This is a genomic window from Sphingomonas sp. LC-1, from assembly GCF_025371035.1.
In the GTDB taxonomy this organism is placed as follows: Bacteria; Pseudomonadota; Alphaproteobacteria; order Sphingomonadales; family Sphingomonadaceae; genus Sphingomonas; species Sphingomonas sanguinis_E.
Map to the genome: position 1 here is coordinate 21,496 of NZ_JANZXB010000010.1, position 14,157 is coordinate 35,652.

The 14,157-nt window shown below is 66.0% G+C and carries 14 protein-coding genes; 2 read left to right on the plus strand and 12 right to left on the minus strand.

The features are described 5' to 3' along the window. Positions 1 to 56 precede the first annotated feature (56 nt). The 5 genes from NZL82_RS14190 to NZL82_RS14210 all read right to left on the minus strand — a co-directional run bounded on the left by NZL82_RS14190 (position 57) and on the right by NZL82_RS14210 (position 3,181). Positions 57 to 857 carry a pyrroline-5-carboxylate reductase gene (locus NZL82_RS14190; protein ID WP_261270408.1) on the minus strand — a complete coding sequence of 267 codons (801 nt, stop codon included), beginning with the start codon at positions 855 to 857 and terminating at the stop codon, positions 57 to 59. A gap of 10 nt (positions 858 to 867) precedes the next feature. Next, positions 868 to 1,371: a YbjN domain-containing protein gene (locus NZL82_RS14195; RefSeq protein ID WP_261270409.1), complete on the minus strand. Its 504-nt coding sequence runs from the start codon at positions 1,369 to 1,371 to the stop codon at positions 868 to 870. A gap of 138 nt (positions 1,372 to 1,509) precedes the next feature. Then, complete coding sequence (locus tag NZL82_RS14200) at positions 1,510 to 1,782, minus strand: accessory factor UbiK family protein (RefSeq protein ID WP_261270410.1); 273 nt, start codon at positions 1,780 to 1,782, stop codon at positions 1,510 to 1,512. Positions 1,783 to 1,804: 22 nt separating this feature from the next. After that, positions 1,805 to 2,323 carry a TspO/MBR family protein gene (locus NZL82_RS14205; protein WP_261270411.1) on the minus strand — a complete coding sequence of 173 codons (519 nt, stop codon included), beginning with the start codon at positions 2,321 to 2,323 and terminating at the stop codon, positions 1,805 to 1,807. 123 nt (positions 2,324 to 2,446) lie between these two features. Further along, positions 2,447 to 3,181 carry a TlyA family RNA methyltransferase gene (locus NZL82_RS14210; RefSeq protein ID WP_261270412.1) on the minus strand — a complete coding sequence of 245 codons (735 nt, stop codon included), beginning with the start codon at positions 3,179 to 3,181 and terminating at the stop codon, positions 2,447 to 2,449. Between the two features lie 161 nt (positions 3,182 to 3,342). Here NZL82_RS14210 and NZL82_RS14215 point away from each other — a divergent pair, with 161 nt between their 5' ends. Beyond that, the gene (locus NZL82_RS14215; protein WP_261270413.1) at positions 3,343 to 4,023 is read left to right on the plus strand and encodes an alpha/beta hydrolase; all 681 of its coding nucleotides are present in this window, start codon (positions 3,343 to 3,345) and stop codon (positions 4,021 to 4,023) included. Between the two features lie 259 nt (positions 4,024 to 4,282). Here the strand turns inward: NZL82_RS14215 and NZL82_RS14220 are convergent, their stop codons facing one another. The 7 genes from NZL82_RS14220 to NZL82_RS14250 form a co-directional block, all read right to left on the minus strand. Then, positions 4,283 to 4,456: a hypothetical protein gene (locus NZL82_RS14220; RefSeq protein WP_261270414.1), complete on the minus strand. Its 174-nt coding sequence runs from the start codon at positions 4,454 to 4,456 to the stop codon at positions 4,283 to 4,285. Next, positions 4,453 to 6,378: a 1-deoxy-D-xylulose-5-phosphate synthase gene (gene dxs / locus NZL82_RS14225; protein WP_261270415.1), complete on the minus strand. Its 1,926-nt coding sequence runs from the start codon at positions 6,376 to 6,378 to the stop codon at positions 4,453 to 4,455. The genes NZL82_RS14220 and dxs overlap by 4 nt, the downstream gene beginning before the upstream one ends. 225 nt (positions 6,379 to 6,603) lie before the next feature. After that, positions 6,604 to 8,502 carry a PAS domain-containing protein gene (locus NZL82_RS14230; protein WP_261270416.1) on the minus strand — a complete coding sequence of 633 codons (1,899 nt, stop codon included), beginning with the start codon at positions 8,500 to 8,502 and terminating at the stop codon, positions 6,604 to 6,606. A 179-nt stretch (positions 8,503 to 8,681) separates the two neighbouring features. After that, positions 8,682 to 9,410 (minus strand): hypothetical protein, encoded by a 729-nt coding sequence (locus NZL82_RS14235; RefSeq protein ID WP_261270417.1) that lies wholly within the window; start codon positions 9,408 to 9,410, stop codon positions 8,682 to 8,684. Positions 9,411 to 9,506: 96 nt separating this feature from the next. Beyond that, positions 9,507 to 9,818: a hypothetical protein gene (locus tag NZL82_RS14240; protein WP_261270418.1), complete on the minus strand. Its 312-nt coding sequence runs from the start codon at positions 9,816 to 9,818 to the stop codon at positions 9,507 to 9,509. A gap of 168 nt (positions 9,819 to 9,986) precedes the next feature. Then, on the minus strand, positions 9,987 to 10,571 hold the full coding sequence (locus tag NZL82_RS14245; RefSeq protein WP_261270419.1) for a hypothetical protein: 585 nt from the start codon (positions 10,569 to 10,571) through the stop codon (positions 9,987 to 9,989). Between the two features lie 53 nt (positions 10,572 to 10,624). Next, positions 10,625 to 12,430, minus strand: a complete 1,806-nt coding sequence (locus tag NZL82_RS14250) for a DUF885 family protein (protein WP_261270420.1) — start codon at positions 12,428 to 12,430, stop codon at positions 10,625 to 10,627. Between the two features lie 205 nt (positions 12,431 to 12,635). Between NZL82_RS14250 and NZL82_RS14255 the strand changes: the two genes are divergently transcribed. Next, positions 12,636 to 14,156, plus strand: a complete 1,521-nt coding sequence (locus NZL82_RS14255) for a DUF4173 domain-containing protein (protein ID WP_261270421.1) — start codon at positions 12,636 to 12,638, stop codon at positions 14,154 to 14,156. Position 14,157 lies beyond the last annotated feature (1 nt).

Consider the following 14,157-nt stretch of genomic DNA (forward strand, 5'->3'; position numbering starts at 1 on the left):
CTTCGTCAGAGAAGCTGTGGCGGAGCTTGGAACAACCCAGGCCGGCGAAGGCCGACCTACCGTCGAGCGGCCGCCGCCATTTCGCGATTTCTCCGCTCCGATGCGGCCAGGGTCTCGGCCATCAGCTTCGACAGCGCGTCGCCCGCGTCCAATATGTTCAGGCCCTCGCGAGTCGATCCGCCAGGGCTTGCCACCCGATCCGCCAGCACGGCGGGTGGGGCATCGGCGATCATCGCCATGGCCCCTGCCCCGTCGACGGTCGCAAGCGCCAGCCGCTGCGCCAGTTCCGGTGACAGTCCCAGGCCAACCCCGGCCTGCGCCAGAGCATCGATGAAGCGGAACACGAAGGCCGGGCCGCACCCCGCCAGCGCGGTGACGGCATCGAACCGCGTCTCATCCTCGATCCAAGGCGCGATCCCCAGCGGTGTCGCCAATGCCTCCGCCGCCGCACGGACGGCAGGATCGGTGGAGCGGGTATAGAGCGCCGTCACGCCCTGCCCGATCGCGACCGGCAGGTTCGGCATCATCCGCACGATCGCCTGCGCCGCGATCCGCGACGCCAGCGCCTGCTCTTCGACGCCCGCCAGGATCGACAGCAGCAGGGCGGGACGAAGATGGGCGAGCGTGGGCGCAATGTCGTCAAGCTGCTGAGGCTTGAACCCCAGCATCAAGGTCGTCGGCGTCTCATCGACGGGCAGAGCGGTCAGCGAGCGAACACCTTCCGGCGCGCCGCGTCCGCTGCGTGTGATGACGGTGACCTGGCGGGGGTCCAATCCGGCATCGAGCCAGCGTCGCAGCATAGCTCCGGCCATGTTGCCGCATCCGATCAGCCAGATCGGCCCGGTCGGGAAGCTCACGCGACGCTCCTCAAGCTTCGCCCTGCGTCTCGATCAACGCGGCGGCCAGCGCCTCGCGCGGGGTCTTGCCGCCCCACAGGACGAACTGGAACACGGGGTAGAAGCGCTCGCACTCCTCGATCGCCGATTCGACCAGCAATTCGGTTGCCGAGAGCGAAATCGTGCCGTCTTCGCCGCCATCGACCATCGCGGCGTGGCGGTAGAGCAGGATGCCGCTGTTCGACCAAAGTTCGAAATGGCCGATCCAGAGCTGCTCGTTGACCAGGGCCAGCGCCTCATAGATGCTGGCGCGGCGATCCTCGGTAACCTTTATATCGGGAAAAGCCAGGAATTGCAGGACGCTATCGTCGTCACGCCACAGCGCGCGCAGCTCATAGCTCGCCCAGCTGCCCTTTACCGTCGCGACGATTTCCTCGTCATGACGTTCATGCTCCCACCCATGGGCAGCGAAATACGCTTCCAGCATATCGATGGGGGCCGAGTCATCGGCTTCATGATCGGTCGATTCAAGCATCACAGGCCCCTGCGAACAAACCCAGACCGCCGCAGGTTGCACCGCGTATGGCCAAGCTGCAAGCAGCGCGACGCCGAAATCTGTGGATAGCTGTCCGGCGACGCACGCCGGACCAGCGATCGGAAGGGATTGGCCGGGTCAGGATTCAACCCCGCTCGTCGTCGCCACGGTCTGCCGCGCCTCCAGCGCATCCAGACGGGCCTTCAGCGCGTCGGCCTCGTCACGCGCGGCGACGGCCATTGCCTTGACGACTTCGAATTCCTCGCGGCTGACGAAATCCAGACCGCCGATCCACTCCCGCGCACGCGACCGGGCGCTGGCTTCGGCTTCACGCCCCATGCCCGCCACGGTGCCGGCCAGGCCGTTCATCACCTTGGCGAAATCGTCGAACAGCTTGTTGTCGGCCTGCATGATCAAATTCCCAAAAATCGTTTCACAGCATTTGGGAGGTCTGGGCGCTCGGCACAAGCCTTTCCGCGTCGGGATTAAGCTGGCCGATCCGCCAGTTGAGCACTCCCGCGAAGGACAACCAGACAAGATACGGCACCATCAGCCATGCCGCCCCGCGCCGGATACGCGAAAATGCGACGGTGGTGGCGATGGACAGGAGTAGGATGGCGACCAGCACGAACAGCGCCAGCCCGACCCTATGTGCCCCAAAGAACAAGGGCGTCCAGGCCAGGTTCAGCGCGAACTGCGCGACGAACAGGCCGATGGCGACACCCCGCCCCGTGGCGCCGCGCGCATGGGCGATCATTGCCAGCGCCAAGCCGATCAGGACATAGAGCGCGGTCCAGGCGACGGGAAACACCCAGCCGGGCGGCGTCAGTTCAGGCTTGGTCAGTGCCATGTACCAGCCATTCTCGCTGCCCGCCGGCACGGAGCGCCCGGATGCGAAACCCAGCAACAGGATGAGGGGCACGATGACGATCGCCCAGCGCAGGAAAGACATCCGCAACTGACCCTTGGACGCAATCGTACCCAATTGACCCTCTTTCGCCATGATGCTGCCGGGTGTGCCGTACCGGCACCGGACAGTAAACGGATAAGGTGAACGTTAAATGCGCCGTGACGTTCAATTTCGGGATGCGGCTACCAAAAACTCGATATTTCCCTCCGGCCCGGTAATCGGGCTTTGGGTGACGCCCGCAACCGCCCACCCCGCTTCGGTCAGCCAGGCTACGACCTGGTCGCAGACGCGGGCATGCACGGCCGGGTCGCGGACCACCCCGCCCTTGCCGACCTCGTCGCGCCCCGCCTCAAACTGCGGCTTGATGAGTGCGAGCAGCCGCGCTTCGGGACCGGCAAAGCTCAGGGGGCGTTCCAGCACCTTGGCAAGGCCGATAAAACTGGCGTCGCAGACGACGATGTCGATCGGCTCGGGGATATGGGCTTCGGTCAGGATGCGGGCGCTGGTCTGCTCATGAACGATCACGCGCGGGTCCTGCCGGAGCGACCAGGCAAGCTGGTTGGTGCCGCTATCAACCGCATAGACGCGCGCGGCACCCTTTTGCAGCAAGACGTCGGTGAAGCCGCCCGTCGAACTGCCGACGTCGATCGCGACCGCGCCGGTCACGTCCCAGCCAAAATGTTCGAGCCCATGGGCCAGCTTGATCCCACCCCGCGACACCCAGGGGTGATCGCGCCCCCGCACGTCGAGCGCGGCGTCTTGCGCGATTTGCTGCCCAGGCTTGGCGATCTTCGTATCGCCCGAAAACACCAGCCCCGCCATCACCAGCGCCTGTGCGCGGGATCGGGATTCCACGAGTCCGCGATCCACGAGCATCTGATCGACACGCTGTTTGGCCATGGCCCGCCCTACCCCCCGCATCGGTCTGTCGCAAGCCGCGATCCACTGGGCGTAAAGGCTATTGCCTATCTTTTTAGTAGGAATAAATTTGATAGTCGGAATCGGGAGTCGTCGGCATTTCGCAGCCTCGTTCGCCCGAGCCGGAGCCAAGGAGAAGCCATATGGGTTCGATCGCATCCTATGAGGCCCGCAAACCGACGGTCCTCACCGTACCTGGCCTGGGCGGCTCGGGCCGCTCGCACTGGCAGAGTTTGTGGGAAGAGGCGCGACCCGACACGATCCGGGTCGAACTCGGCATGTGGTCGACCCCGCATCGTAATGCCTGGGTCACCCGGCTCGATCAGGCGATCCGCGCCGCGCAGGCGCCGGTCATCCTGGCGGCGCACTCGCTGGGCTGTCTGGCGGTGGCGTGGTGGGCGGAACTGTCGCCGCAACCCTATGGCTGGCCGGTGGCCGGCGCGCTACTGGTCGCCCCCGCCGATGTCGACCGACCGGACGCGCCGGATAGCCTGAAGGGCTTTGCGCCCTCGCCGCGCACGCCACTGCCCTTCCCCTCGATCTTGGTCGCCAGCCAGGACGATCCGTGGATCTCGATCGAACGCGCGCACAGCCTCGCGGTCGATTGGGGCAGCCATTTCGTCGATGCCGGGCATCAGGGGCATATCAATGCCGCCAGCGGTCTCGGCTGGTGGCAGGAGGGTCAGGAACTGCTCGGCCGGGTGATCGCGGCAAGCGGCATGGACCGGCCGACGCCGTCCGGCCCGTTATCGCCCAGCGAGGCGCGCGCCGTGCTGGCGGTGAACGCGACCGATGCGGCGCAGGCGCACTATCTGGGGCGGTGAGCCCCCCTCACTCCGTTCAGCCTGAGCGAAGTCGAGGGCCAAGGGAAACCCTCACCACTCGGCGTTCCCCGGCGAAGGCCGGGGCCCAGTTTCGGTGAGGCCAAGAGGAAATAGAAGCGGCGAGTGGGAGGCAAAGTCGATCGGTGGCTATAGCCTCCCACGCCAATTTGCCGCGCCATCGCCATAGCGTGGAAACTGGGCCCCTCCCTTCGCCGGGGAACAGCTGGTCTTAAGGGTTTCCCCTCGCCCTCGGCTTCGCTCAGGCTGAACGGAGGTCGGAACTGCCGTCGTTTTGGCGCTCTTCCCGCTCCGCCTCGGCCTTGGCCGCTGCCGTGGCGGCCTTCATCCGCCGCCACATGCGGACATTCACGCCGACCATCATGACCACCGCCAGCGTCGTGAAGACGATGACGGCGGTCCAGCCGCGGATCACGCCCGCACGCCTTCGGTTACGTGGCTGATATTGTGGCGCAGCGCCTTCAGCACCGTCTCGACGATCGCATCGGCGTCCAGTCCGGCCTGGGCATATTGAACCTCGGGCTTATCCTGGTCCTGGAAGATGTCGGGCAGACGCATGGTGCGCAGCTTCAACCCGCCGTCGATCAGCCCTTCGTCCGACGCCATGGTCAGGACATGGGCGCCAAAGCCGCCGATCGCGTTTTCTTCGATCGTGACCGCCACCTCATGGGTCGTCAGCATCCGGCGGATCAGCGCCTCGTCGAGCGGCTTGGCGAAGCGCAAGTCGGCGACCGAGGTCGATAGCCCCTTCGCCTCCAGCGTGTCGGCAGCGCGCAGAGCTTCGGCCAGGCGGGTGCCGAGCGACAGGATCGCGACCTTCTTGCCCTCGCGCACCACGCGGCCCTTGCCGATCTCCAGCAGTTGCGGCGTCTCGGGCAGCGCCACGCCCACGCCGTTGCCGCGCGGGTAGCGGACGGCGATCGGCCCCGAGTCATGGTGGACGCAGGTATGGACCATATGGACCAGCTCCGCCTCGTCGGCGGCGGCCATCACCACCATGTTGGGCAGGCTGGCCAGATAGGTGACGTCGAACGAGCCCGCATGGGTCGCGCCGTCCGCCCCGACCAGCCCGGCCCGGTCGATCGCGAAGCGGACCGGCAGATTCTGGATCGCGACGTCATGGACCACCTGGTCATAGGCGCGCTGGAGGAAGGTCGAATAGATGGCGCAGAAAGGCCGCATCCCCTGCGCCGCCAATCCGGCCGCGAAGGTCACGGCATGCTGCTCGGCGATGCCGACGTCGAAGAAGCGATCGGGATAGGTCACGGCGAACTTGTCCAGTCCGGTGCCCGACGGCATGGCTGCGGTGATCGCGCAGATGGTCGGGTCGGTCGCCGCCTCGCGGGCCAGCGCCTCGCCGAAGACATTCTGATAGGCGGGAGGTCCCGGCGGCGCCTTGGCTTGCGCGCCGGTGATGACGTCGAACTTCTGGACGCCATGATATTTGTCCGCCGCCGCCTCGGCCGGGGCATAGCCCTTGCCCTTCTTGGTGACGACATGGATCAGGATCGGGCCTTCCTCGGCGTCGCGGACATTCTCCAGAACCGGGATCAGATGGTCGAGATTGTGACCGTCGATCGGGCCGACATAATAAAAGCCCAGTTCCTCGAACAGCGTGCCGCCCATGGTCATGCCGCGCGCGAACTCGTCGGTCTTTTGCGCCGCCTTCTGGATGGGCCGCGGGAAGCGCTTGGCGAGTTTCCTGAGCACGTCGCGCACGCCCAGGAACCCGCGGCTCGATACCATGCGCGACAGATACGCCGACAGGCCGCCCACAGGCGGGGCGATCGACATGTCGTTGTCGTTCAGGATGACGATCAGGCGATTGCCCGCCTGCTCGGCATTGTTCATCGCCTCATAGGCCATGCCCGCCGACATCGCGCCGTCGCCGATCACCGCGATGCCCTTGCCCGGCGTGCCGGCCAGCTTGTTGGCGATCGCGAAGCCCAGCGCCGCCGAGATGGAGGTCGAACTGTGCGCCGCGCCGAAGGGGTCGTACTCGCTCTCGGTCCGCTTGGTGAAGCCCGACAGGCCACCACCCTGGCGAATGGTGCGGATGCGGTCGCGTCGCCCGGTCAGGATCTTGTGCGGATAGCATTGGTGCCCGACGTCCCAGATCAACCGGTCATCAGGCGTATTGAAGACATAATGGATCGCGACGGTCAGTTCGACCACGCCCAGCCCCGAGCCGAGATGGCCGCCGGTGGTGCCGACCGCCGAGATCGTCTCGGTCCGCAATTCGTCGGCGAGTTGCCGCAACTGCTCGGGAGCCAGCCGACGCAGATCGTCGGGGGTGCGAACCGTGTCGAGCAGCGGGGTCTGAGGATTGTCTGCCATCCCACCGGCTTATCCCAGCTAATCACTGGTGTCGATTGCAACTGTTCACCCGGACGTCATTGACGTGCGGCAATTTTTCATCGGAAAATGTGTCATGTTGCTTTGGTCGGCCAAGGATGACCGCGCCACGACGGGCAGGCCGTTGAGCGACTGCCGATCGAATCGACCTATGCCGGCCGCCGAGGCAAGGCGGGAATGTCTCGCTCGCCGCCTGGAGCAGCCGATCTAGACCGCGTCCGGGATCACGGCGTCCGCCAAGGGCGCATCCAGCCGGAACACCAATCCGTCGGGGCAATAGAGCGTCTCCGCCATGCCACCGAAGGACAAGCGCAGCGAGCGTTCGATCAGGGTCGAACCAAACCCCCTTCGCTGCGGCGGCGCGACGCGCGGGCCACCCCGTTCCCGCCAGATCAGCGCCAGCCGGGCCGCCTTACCCTTGCCCGCCAGGGTCCAGGACAGCGTAACGGTCCCTTGATCGTTTGAGAGCGCACCATATTTTGCCGCGTTGGTCGCCAGTTCGTGCAGCGCCAATGCCAGGGCTACCGTCACCTCAGGGCGAAGCGTGACCGAAGGCCCCTCGACATGGATACGCTCGCCCAGCACACCATGCGGCGACAAAGCGCTTTCAGCGAGATAGCGCAAATCGGCCGACCGCCAGGAGCGGTTGGTGAGCACATCGGTCGCATTGCCCAGCGCGGACAGTCGCGCAGCCAGCACCTGCGACGCGATGGCGATGTCGGTCGTGTTGCGCAACGTCTGCTGCGCGACCGCCTGCACTACCGCCAGCACATTCTTTAGCCGATGCGCCAGTTCGCCGTTGAGGAGCCGCATCGCCTCTTCCGCCGCCTTGCGCTGGCGATCGTCGCGGGTGACGGTGCCATAACCGATCAACTGCCCCTCGCTGTCGGTGATCGGAAAGGCCGAATAGAGGACCGGGATCAATTCACCCGTCACGAAGTGGCGGAAACTGAGTTCGCCCATCCACTGCCCCTCTCGCGTGACGGTGGGCAGCACCTCCGCGAGCACGGTGGCGACCTGATCGGGCGGGAAGAAGTCGCCGATGGTGAGCCCATCGACATTCGCATCCTCCAACCCGACCAACTGCCGCGCCGCGTCGTTCAGATAGAAGACGGCACCATCGGTCCGCGCCATGCTGACGAAATCGTTGCTGTTTTCAACCAGTCGGACGAAATGGTCACGCTCCTCCTCGCTGTCGCGCAGCGCGGTGATGTCGCGCGATACCGACAGGATGCGGTCGGGCGCGCCGTCCGGCCCGGCGATCGGACTGACCGCGACATGCCACCATTTGGGCGTACCCAGATAGGTGTCAGCCTTGCCGATGAAGCTGGTCGCCTCCCCCCGCCGCGCCGCCTCGACGGCGGCATGGGCCGCGGCATGACCCGCTCCCTGCCAGAATTGCGGCCAGGGGCATCCGGCGACGGCATTGAAGTCGCTGATCTCCATCACGCGCATGCCGCCTTCGCTCATGAAGGTCAGCCGCGCGTCGAGATCGATCACCTTGATGCAGTCGGTCGAACTCGAAAGCACGCTGAGGAGAAACGCCTCGCGCTCGGCCAATGTGCGGTTCACCCGCTCCAGTTCCTCGCGCGATCGGCGCAACTCCTGCTCGACCGCGCTTTGCCGGCTGACATCGACATTGTTGCCGATCCAGCGGCACACCCGACCGCCCGTGTCGCGCAAGGGAACGACGCGGGTCAGGAACGGGCGATAGACCCCGTCCGCGCCGCGCAAGGAACAGACCGTTTCGAACGGTTCGCCCGTCGCCCGGGCACTCGCCCATCGTTCCGTCACCTGGGGCAGGGCGGCCGGTTCGTAGAAGGATTGCCAACCATCATGGTCCGTGTCGTCGGGCGTGGATCCGCAATAGTCATGCCACCGGCGATTACACCACAGAACCTGGCCGTCCACGTCGGCGACCCAGCTCAGGGTCGGCAGATTGTCGATCAGTTCGCGATAGCCGATACCCGTGTCGGACGAAGACGCCTCCGCCTCTCCCGCCGCGCGGGCAATGCCGTGCCGCCAGTAAAGATCACCGAAGGTCAGGGTCGAAACTTCGTCGACACCATCGGCTTCATATTCCCCCAACGCGGCATCGCGCTTCATTCATCAGTCCCCCGTACGCAACGTCAGGACGTCACTCCCCCCCAGTTTAGGAGAGGAGTTGCACGAGTTCCAGATCGAAATAGGTCGTCAGAGGGCCTCACCCCGCGCGGATCGTCCTTATATTGGGCAAATGTCAGGCGGCCATGACCCATGGTGTCGCAGACGCCGACAGCGCGCCTTTATTGGCTCACGCCTTGCGACGCGATCACCTGAACACGCAGCCGTGGGAAGACTTCCTGCAACGACTTGGTGTCGGGCAGGATATATACATAGCCGCCCTTCCGTCGAAATGTCGGACGTAACTGCTTGGAATAAAAGGCTTGTGGCACGTTGATACAGCCAAAGGTGATCCGATTGTCGTCGGGCGTCGGCGACAGCATCCGTTCGCGGCGCCTTTCCTTGCTGCTGGCATCCTTGGGGATCGGATGAAGCGCCACTGACGTGGCGTAATCGACCCACAAAACCCGCTCCCCCGCCACCGGCAGCCCGAACTTGGCGAAATAGCGCCCAGCCGGCGTGGTCTTCTCGGCGGGGCCCAGCGAGGCCAGCGTCTTGGTGCCCACACCGGGACTGGCCTCGTCGCCCGGAGCGATCCCGATCAGGACCGGCACGGCGGCCATTGGCTTGCCGTCAGGCGCAAACAAGAACAATGCGGCATTGGTCTTGTCGACGACCGCCCAAGGCAGACCGCGATTGTCGCCCGATCCGTTCACCCAGGCGATGACCTGCTCGACACCCGGCGATGGCGCGATCGCGGGTGCGGCTTCCGCTTTGGGCTGGACGACCTTGCGCGGCTGGACCTTACGCGCGGGCTTGGCGGCGGTGGCTCGGACCGCCTTGGGACGCGCATCCGTCACGGCCGGAGCGGTCAGGGCGAGACCGAGCAGCGGCGCCAGCACATGAATCATCGGCAATGGCAACTCGACAAAAAGGGCCGGTCCTCCCCGATGGGAAGACCGGCACAGGAAAGGGGACTGTAGCTTATCGGGTCGAAACCGATCCGATCAATGGCGCGGGCGACGCGCGGGCTTCTGCTCCTGGACGGTCAGCCGCTGTTCGACGCCATCGACGCGAGCGCCGAGTTGGTCGAGCCGCTGGCCGTTATTCTGGGCTTGACCCGAAGCGGCCTGTGCCTCGGCAAGCGCCGCCTTGGCGGTGCCATCGGTTTGCTGGAGCCGCGATTCCAGCGAGTCCACGCGCTGGCTGACCGGGGCGATCTGTTCCCGAACGAAGGATTTGGTGGCGCAACCGCTAAGGCCGACGGCACCGGCGAGCGTCACCACCGCGAGCAGGGATTTGGATGCAAAAGCAGACATAGCAGTTCTCTCAGTCGTTAACCAACCGCAACAACGAAGCTGAGCATGAAAAGTTCGACAATCCCGATTCTGTTCGACCGTGCCGGTTTTTCGACCAAGCGATTACTGACTATTGATCGCGATCAACTTTAAAACATCTTACTTTGTTAAGTTCCAGTTCAGAACATATCACCGTCGACCTGAACGCTTGGCGAACGGATCGCGCGGGATGCCGTCGCGGCCTGTATCTTCACGCGCCGGCCTGGTCGGCGCGGCCCTGCGCGCGGCGACGCAATCGCGCAAGGCCGCAACCGCCGCCCCGCTGCCGTCCAGCGCCAGCCGCTCGACCGGCACATCGCCCCGCGCGATGTCGAGCCGAAGCGACTTGGCGAGATAGGTCGGAAAGGCCTTTTCGAAACTGGTGACGAAGCCCCGCTTCCCGTCCGAGGTGAGCCCGACCGCGAAATGCTTGGGGTAGCCGCCATTGGTCAGCCGGAAATCGAGGGCCAGCCGCTCCTTCGGCTTGATCGACCAGTTGGCGTTCAGCACGGTCAGATGGTTCGCCCCGTCCCGGTCCAGCCCGAGGAGCAGCGTGGTGTCGCCGGGGCGCGGATAGACGCGCGTCAGGAAACACCCCTCCCCGTCCTCGCTCGGCGCCAGCGTCCAGTCGCCCAGGTCGCGCGGCGGGCCATCGGCGGCACTCGCCGCTTCGCCGCCGACGACCAGCATAGCGAACAGCATCAATGACGCGAGACGATGGGTAGGGATGGTCATGATCTTGGGTCCTCCGCCGCGATCCTATAAGCGACGCGCGCCTTTGGCCAAGCCTATGCCATCCGTTCGCGCACGACCCGCTCCAGCACGTCGAGCGGCATCGCCCCCAGCGTCAGCACCTCGTGGAACCGCTTGGGGTCCCACGCCGCCCCCGCCCTGGACCGGGCCTCGTCGCGCAGACGGGTCCAGACGGTGTGCCCGATCTTGTAGCTGCAGGCCTGCCCCGGCCAGACGGTATAGCGGTCGATCTCCCCCTGGCTGCGCCCACGCGCGATGCCGGTGGTCGCGATCAGATAATCGGTCGCCTTCTCCCGGCTCCACCGCTTGGCATGCATGCCCGAGTCCACGACCAGCCGGGTCGCACGGAAGAGCAGCGATTGCAGATAACCGATCTGCCCGAGCGGATTGCCCTCATACATGCCCATTTCATCCGCCAACTGCTCCGAATAGAGCGCCCAGCCTTCCGAATAGCCGGAATAGAAGCCGCGGCGGCGGATCAGCGGAATATCCTGGCTCTCCAGCGCCGACATTACCTGAAGGTGATGGCCCGGCACCGCCTCATGATAGGTCAGCGTCGCCAGCCCGAATTTGGGGCGGTCGAACGTGTCGCGCAGGTTGATGAAATAGATGGCAGGCCGCGACCCGTCGAGCGAGGCGGATTGGTAATAGCCGCCCGGCGCGCCCGCCTGGATCGCTTCGGGCACGCGCCGGATTTCGACCGGCGCCTTGGGCAGCGTCGCGAATTGCTCGGGCAAGCGCCGGGTCATTGCCGCGACCTGCGCGCGGAGTTGTTCGAGCAACGCCTCGCGACCCGGATCGGTATTGGGATAAAGCTGGTCGGGGCGCTTGTTGAGCGCGACCAGACGATCGCCGACGCTCCCTTGGGACATGCCCTGCGACTTCAGGATGGTATCGATCCGCGCGCCGATCTCCGCCACCTGCGCCAGTCCGAGCCGATGGATCTCATCGCCGGCCATGTCGGTCGTCGTCGCCGCACTCGCGGCGGCGGTATAATAGGCGGCGCCGTCGGGCAGCCGCCAGACGCCCGCATCATGCACCGCCCGCCCACGCAATTCGGTGACCAGCGCGCGCTGGCGATCGAGCGCCGGAAAGACCCGCTCGCGCATCAGCCGGGCGACGGTGGCGGCGCGCTCGGGCGACAGCTGGGCGGCCTTCAACTTGGCGGCCAAATCGACCGCTGGACCAGTTTCCTCGGGCGCCTTGTCGCGCACCGCCGCCAACTGCTTCAGCGTGGTGTCGAGGATATAGTCGGGCGCAAAGACAGACTTGCCCGCATCCTCGCGCTGGCGCTCCGTCTCGGCATCGACCGCATGCGCGAACGCTTCCACCCGCGCGACATAGGCGTCCGCATCGGCGGCGTTGGTCACCCGGTGCTGGCTCGACAGGAAATCGGGCACGTCGCGATAGGCGCCCGACAATTGACTGAGCACATAAGGGGCATAGCGCCCCGCGCTGGAACCATAGGCGAAGCGCTCGCCGGCGATCACCCGGTCGAGTCCATAGGCGACGATGTCATAATCCAGCCGCGCCGCCTGGCCCAGCGAGGCACGGGGAATGGTGCGCAACGCTGCCCTTTCCTGCTTGGCCCGTGCGAATTGCCGCGCCTCACCGGCGCGCGAGGCATCGCCCAGCCTGCTCTTCAAGGAGGCACGCGGCCCGGTATCGAGGCCCAGCGACGTCGCCTGCTCCGGATTATCCTCCAGACGCGCATAGAAGAAGCGGTCCAGCATCGCCCGCAAGTCCGCATCGCGCGCCCCCTCCGCCGCGCGCGCCGCACCCGGCAGGACAGTGGCGACGGTCACGAGGCTGGCGGAGGCGAGGAACTGGCGACGCTGCATGGATACTCCCGTGTCGGTGAAATGAGGCACGGACGCTAAGATGTTGTAGCAGCTATGCAAAGCGAATTGTCGGCGGGCGTCCGGCCACCGTACCGAGGGGCGATCTGCATCGAATCTGCACCGGATGCGAACGGAATGACCGTCGCCTGGACCGGCCCGCCTCGACCGGCCGCGTGCATATCGCCCCCATCACGGGGAGATCGGCATGAACACATATACGTCCGGACATCATAGCTTCCTCATCAAGCTGACAGGCGCGGCGGCGCTGGTCGGGCTGGCGCACCTGCTCTTCTATGGCGAGGAGCCCGGCTGGACGCTGGGAGGCTTCGCGCTGGCGTGGAGCACGGTCCTGACGCTGACCCGTGCCGATGTCCGCGCGAGCCGCCCGGCGCGGGTCGCGCTCGCCATGGCGACGCTGTTCGGGCTGATGCTGGTCGACGATCCTGGCCCCCTCAAATCGCTATTGTTCCTGTTCGCGATCGGATCGGCCACGCTGTTGCCGCTGCGGGGGTTCGACGATGCGATCCAATGGGCGGGGCGGCTGTTTGTCCACGGTGCGCTGAGCCTGATCGCACCGCTGCGCGACGTCGGTCGGCTGATGCGGGTCGAAGGGCGACGGGGCGGCCGGCGGGTGGTCATGGCGGTCGCGGCGGTGCTGGTCGTTCCGATGATCGGCAGTGCGGTGTTCCTGACCCTGTTCGCCCAGGCCAATCCGCTGATCGCCAACGCCTTCGCCGCGATCCGCTTTCCCGACCTGTCGACGCTGTTGCTGCGGCTGCTCTTCTCCCTGCCCTTCCTGATCCTCATCTGGTCCAGCCTGCGGCCGCGACGCACCTTGCTGCGCGCCGGGATCATGCGGCGGGACCAAGGTGCGCCCATGCCGCATCTGGCGCGCGGCACGCTGATCCTGTCGCTCGCCGCGTTCAACGTCATCTTCGCGATCCAGAATGCGCTCGACATCGCATTTCTCTGGAGCGGCGCGCCGCTGCCCCAAGGCGTGACGTTGGCCGATTATGCGCATCGGGGGGCCTATCCGCTGATCGTCACCGCCCTGCTGGCCGGGGGGTTCGTGCTGCTCGCCTCGCGACCCGATGGCGCCGTGCGGGAAAGCCGGTCGCTGCGGCGGCTGATCATCCTGTGGGTGGCGCAGAACATCCTGCTGGTGGTGTCGAGCATGTTGCGCACGGTCGACTATATCGCCGCCTATTCGATGACGGGGTGGCGGATCGCGGCGCTTGCCTGGATGGGGCTGGTCGCAGTCGGGCTGGTCCTGATCGTCTGGCGGATGCAGCGCGGGCATTCGGCACGCTGGCTGATCAACGCCAATGCCTTGGCGGCGGGCGCCGTCCTGACCGCCGGATGCGCCAGCGACCTGGGGAGTATCGCGGCGCAGTGGAACGTCGCCCATGCCCGAAGCGCCGCCGACATCGACCTCTGCTATCTGGAGGATCTGGGGCCCTCCGCCCTGCTGCCACTGATCGCGCTCGAACGTCGCGCGGGCCCGGTCCTGCGCGCGCGGACCGCCAATATCATCGGCGATACCATGCAGCGGACGGAACGGCGGCAGTCCGACTGGCATAGCTGGACCTGGCGCGACGCCCGCCGCCTGTCGGCCGCCCATGCGCTGGTCGGGACGCGCGGTCCCGCCCGGACGCCAACCGTCTGCGGCGAGCCGCTAAACATCGAGCCCGACGAGACCCCGTTGACGAAGGCCGCCCGGTCATGAT

What these genes read in the sequence shown, in the direction of transcription:
- NZL82_RS14245 (WP_261270419.1), bottom strand. Translation starts at nt 10,571, where the DNA reads ATGACCATCCCTACCCATCGTCTCGCGTCATTGATGCTGTTCGCTATG.
- NZL82_RS14235 (WP_261270417.1), bottom strand. Translation starts at nt 9,410, where the DNA reads ATGATTCATGTGCTGGCGCCGCTGCTCGGTCTCGCCCTGACCGCTCCG.
- NZL82_RS14200 (WP_261270410.1), bottom strand. Translation starts at nt 1,782, where the DNA reads ATGCAGGCCGACAACAAGCTGTTCGACGATTTCGCCAAGGTGATGAAC.
- NZL82_RS14255 (WP_261270421.1), top strand. Translation starts at nt 12,636, where the DNA reads ATGAACACATATACGTCCGGACATCATAGCTTCCTCATCAAGCTGACA.
- dxs (WP_261270415.1), bottom strand. Translation starts at nt 6,378, where the DNA reads ATGGCAGACAATCCTCAGACCCCGCTGCTCGACACGGTTCGCACCCCC.
- NZL82_RS14210 (WP_261270412.1), bottom strand. Translation starts at nt 3,181, where the DNA reads ATGGCCAAACAGCGTGTCGATCAGATGCTCGTGGATCGCGGACTCGTG.
- NZL82_RS14250 (WP_261270420.1), bottom strand. Translation starts at nt 12,430, where the DNA reads ATGCAGCGTCGCCAGTTCCTCGCCTCCGCCAGCCTCGTGACCGTCGCC.
- NZL82_RS14205 (WP_261270411.1), bottom strand. Translation starts at nt 2,323, where the DNA reads ATGTCTTTCCTGCGCTGGGCGATCGTCATCGTGCCCCTCATCCTGTTG.
- NZL82_RS14195 (WP_261270409.1), bottom strand. Translation starts at nt 1,371, where the DNA reads ATGCTTGAATCGACCGATCATGAAGCCGATGACTCGGCCCCCATCGAT.
- NZL82_RS14215 (WP_261270413.1), top strand. Translation starts at nt 3,343, where the DNA reads ATGGGTTCGATCGCATCCTATGAGGCCCGCAAACCGACGGTCCTCACC.
- NZL82_RS14240 (WP_261270418.1), bottom strand. Translation starts at nt 9,818, where the DNA reads ATGTCTGCTTTTGCATCCAAATCCCTGCTCGCGGTGGTGACGCTCGCC.
- NZL82_RS14230 (WP_261270416.1), bottom strand. Translation starts at nt 8,502, where the DNA reads ATGAAGCGCGATGCCGCGTTGGGGGAATATGAAGCCGATGGTGTCGAC.